The 3,922-nt window shown below is 61.3% G+C and carries 3 protein-coding genes; all 3 read left to right on the plus strand.

Going from position 1 to position 3,922, the window contains the following annotated elements; genetic code table 11:
- A partial coding sequence (locus tag HX846_RS28550) for a serine/threonine-protein kinase (protein WP_178966585.1) occupies positions 1 to 984 on the plus strand: 984 nt, incomplete at its 5' end.
- 232 nt (positions 985 to 1,216) lie between these two features.
- Entirely contained in the window at positions 1,217 to 3,670 is a 2,454-nt protein-coding gene (nirB, locus tag HX846_RS28555) for a nitrite reductase large subunit NirB (protein WP_003215025.1), read from the plus strand.
- On the plus strand, positions 3,667 to 3,922 hold a 256-nt coding region (nirD, locus tag HX846_RS28560; protein WP_178966586.1), incomplete at its 3' end, for a nitrite reductase small subunit NirD. The genes nirB and nirD, both read left to right, overlap by 4 nt.

Here is a 3,922-nt window from a genome sequence, read left to right on the forward strand (position 1 = left end):
CAGCTTGGCGCCGCCACCCTCGGCGATGCACTGGTGCAGTTGCAGCAATGGCCCCTGCCGCCCCCCCTGAAACCCGGCCAGCGCTTCGAAGGCTGGCAGGTAGAGTCGCTGTTGGGGCAAAGCCGCCAATCCTTGCTCTATCGGGTGCGCGATGGCCATCAACAGGCGTGGCTGCTGAAGACCTTGCCGCTCAGCCACGACGATGACGTGTTCGCCGCCCAGGCATTGCTGTCAGAGGAATGGTTCCTGCGCCGGGTCGCCGGCCGCGCGTTTCCTGAAGTCCATCCAGCCAGTGGCCGTCAGCATTTGTACTACGTGATGCGTGAATACTCCGGCCAAACCCTGGCCGAACTGTTCAAGCACCAGGGCCCATTGCCCCTGGCGCAGTGGCAAACCCTGGCCGAGCGCCTGTTGCGTGCCGTCGGGCTGCTGCACCGCCGGCAGATCCTGCACCGCGACATCAAGCCGGAAAACCTGCTGCTGGGCGAGGATGGCGAATTGCGTGTGCTGGACTTCGGCCTGGCCTACTGCCCCGGGCTCTCGGAGGATCGCGCGCACCTGTTGCCTGGCACGCCAAGCTTTATCGCCCCGGAAGCCTTCAACGGCGAACGCCCTACCCCGCAACAGGACCTGTATAGCGTCGGTGTGACCTTGTATTACCTGCTCACCGGGCATTACCCCTACGGCGAAATCGAAGCTTTCCAGCGTCCCAGGTTCATTACGCCTGTCGGCGCCAGCCGCTACCGCCCCGACCTGCCCGACTGGCTGCAACAGAGCCTGGAGCGCGCAGTCGCCGCGCAACCCGAGCAACGTTATGAAACTGCCGAGGAATGGTTGCTGGTACTGGAGCAGGCGGATCGCCGCGAGTTGAGCACGCGACCAAAACCGCTGCTGGAGCGCGAACCGCTGAAGGTCTGGCAAACGTTGGCCGTGCTGTCGTTGCTGATCAATCTGGTGCTGTTGTACTGGCTGTTGCACCACTAAGAGGCGAAATTTCTCGATACATCGCCGCGCCACTTAACAAAACCGGCCAAAATCCTACTTGGCACAACCGCTGCATTAGCTTTCCCATCAACACACATATAGCCGCACCTTCAACGTCGAAGGTCGGGCTTCCCGAGAGAACGGGACCAGGACAAAGGCGTCCTCGCTACTTACGTAGCGGGGACGCCTTTTTTTGTTGCGCACGATTTGTCGAGCCACTGCGGAGAACGACATGAAGAAACTCAAACTGGTGATGATCGGCAACGGCATGGCCGGGGTTCGCACCCTTGAAGAATTGCTCAAGCTGAGCAGCGACCTGTACGACATCACCGTTTTCGGCGCCGAGCCCCACACCAATTACAACCGCATTTTGCTGTCGCCGGTGCTGGCCGGTGAGCAGACCTTCGAAGAGATCGTGCTCAATGACTTGAGCTGGTACCTCGATAACAACATCAAGCTGTTGCTTAACCGCAAAGTGGTGCAGATCGACCGGGTCAAACGCAAAGTCATCGCCGAAGACGGCAGCGAGGCCGAGTACGATCGCCTGCTGATCGCCACCGGCTCCACGCCGTTTATCCTGCCGATCCCGGGCAATACATTGCAGGGTGTGATCGGCTACCGCGACATCGCCGACACCCAGGCCATGATCGACACCGCCAAGACCCACAAGCACGCGGTCGTCATCGGCGGCGGCCTGCTGGGCCTGGAGGCCGCCAACGGCCTGATGCTGCGTGGCATGCACGTGACCGTGGTGCATATCGGCGAATGGCTGCTGGAACGGCAACTGGACAAGACCAGCGGCCAGTTGCTGCAAACCGAACTGGAAAGCCGTGGCCTGGTGTTTCGCTTGAAGGAGCAGACCGAGGCGCTGCATGACGCCGGCAACGGCCGCGTCGGCTCGGTGCAATTCAAGAATGGCGATGTGATCCCCGCCGACCTGGTGGTGATGGCTGCGGGCATCCGCCCCAACACCGAACTCGCGGAAAAATCCGGCATCCCGTGCAACCGCGGGATTCTGGTCAACGACACCCTGCAAACCTACGACCCGCGCATCTATGCCATCGGCGAATGCGCCAGCCATCGCGGGATTGCCTACGGCCTGGTGGCACCGCTGTTCGAGCAGGCCAAGGTCTGCGCCAACCACCTCGCCCAACTGGGTTTCGCGCGCTATCAAGGCTCGGTGACTTCGACCAAATTGAAAGTCACCGGCATCGACCTGTTCTCCGCCGGGGACTTCATGGGCGGCGAAGGCACGGAAACCATCACGCTTTCCGACCCGATTGGCGGCGTGTACAAGAAGCTGGTGATCAAGGACGACATCCTCGTCGGCGCCTGCCTGTACGGCGATACGGCTGACGGCGGCTGGTATTTCCGGCAGATCCGTGAGAACCATGCCATTGGCGAGATCCGCGATCACCTGATGTTCGGTGAAAATGCTTTGGGCGATGTAGGCCACCAAGGCCAGGACAAAGCCATGAGCATGGCCGACACCGCCGAAGTCTGCGGCTGCAACGGCGTGTGCAAGGGCACCATCGTCAAGGCGATTCAGGAACACGGGCTGTTCAGCGTCGACGATGTGAAGAAGCACACCAAGGCTGCGAGTTCCTGCGGTTCCTGCGCCGGGCTGGTGGAACAGATCCTGATCAACACCGTGGGCGGCGCGGCGGACGTCAAACCGAAAAGCGAAAAAGCCATCTGCGGCTGCAGCGACCTCAACCACGGGCAAATCCGCCAGGCCATCCGCGACCAGCACCTGCTGACCATCGCCGGCACCATGAGCTACCTGAACTGGCGCACCCCGAACGGCTGTGCCACCTGCCGCCCGGCACTCAACTACTACCTGATCTCCACCTGGCCCGGCGAGGCAAAAGACGATCCGCAATCGCGCCTGATCAACGAACGCGCCCACGCCAATATTCAGAAAGACGGCACCTACTCGGTAGTCCCAAGGATGTGGGGTGGTGTGACCAATCCGTCGGAACTGCGGCGCATCGCTGATGTGGCCGACAAGTACAACGTGCCGATGGTCAAGGTTACCGGCGGGCAGCGCATCGATTTGCTCGGCATCAAGAAGCAGGACTTGCCCGGCGTATGGAAAGACCTCGATATGCCATCCGGCCATGCCTACGGCAAATCCATCCGCACCGTGAAGACCTGCGTCGGCAGCGAGTTCTGCCGCTTTGGTACGCAGAACTCGACGCAACTGGGGATTGAGCTGGAACATGACCTGTTCAATATGTGGTCGCCCCACAAGGTCAAGCTGGCAGTGTCCGGCTGCCCGCGCAACTGCTCGGAAGCGGGGATCAAGGACGTGGGAATCATCGGCGTCGATTCCGGCTGGGAGATGTACATCGGCGGTAACGGCGGGATTAAGACCGAGGTCGCCGAGTTCTTCGTCAAGCTGAAAACCGCCGAAGAAGTGCGCGAATACAACGGCGCTTTCCTACAGCTCTACCGGGAAGAGGCCTTCTACCTGGAGCGCACCGTGCACTACCTGCAACGGGTCGGCATGGAGCACATCAAGAAGGCTGTACTGGAAGACCCGGCGCGGCGCCAGGCACTGAATGAACGCCTGCAATTCTCCCTGTCGTTCGAGCAGGACCCGTGGAAAGAACGCCTGGAACAGCCGCTGCTGAAAAAGGAATTCGACACCATCCCCGTCAAACTGCTGGAGGTGCCGGCATGAACTGGCTGGATATCTGCGCCCTCGAAGAAATCAACGCCCTGGGCTCGCGCATCATCAGCGGGCCAAAAGGCGACATCGCGATTTTTCGTACCAGTGAAGACGAGGTTTTCGCCCTCGACGACCGCTGCCCGCACAAGGGTGGCCCGCTGTCCCAAGGCTTGATCTACGGCAAGCGCGTGGCCTGCCCGCTGCACAACTGGCAGATCGACCTGGAGTCCGGGGAGGCCCAGGCACCGGACGTCGGCTGCGCCC

Origin of the sequence: Pseudomonas sp. K5002 (genome assembly GCF_013386655.1) — a bacterium.
GTDB lineage: Bacteria > Pseudomonadota > Gammaproteobacteria > Pseudomonadales > Pseudomonadaceae > Aquipseudomonas.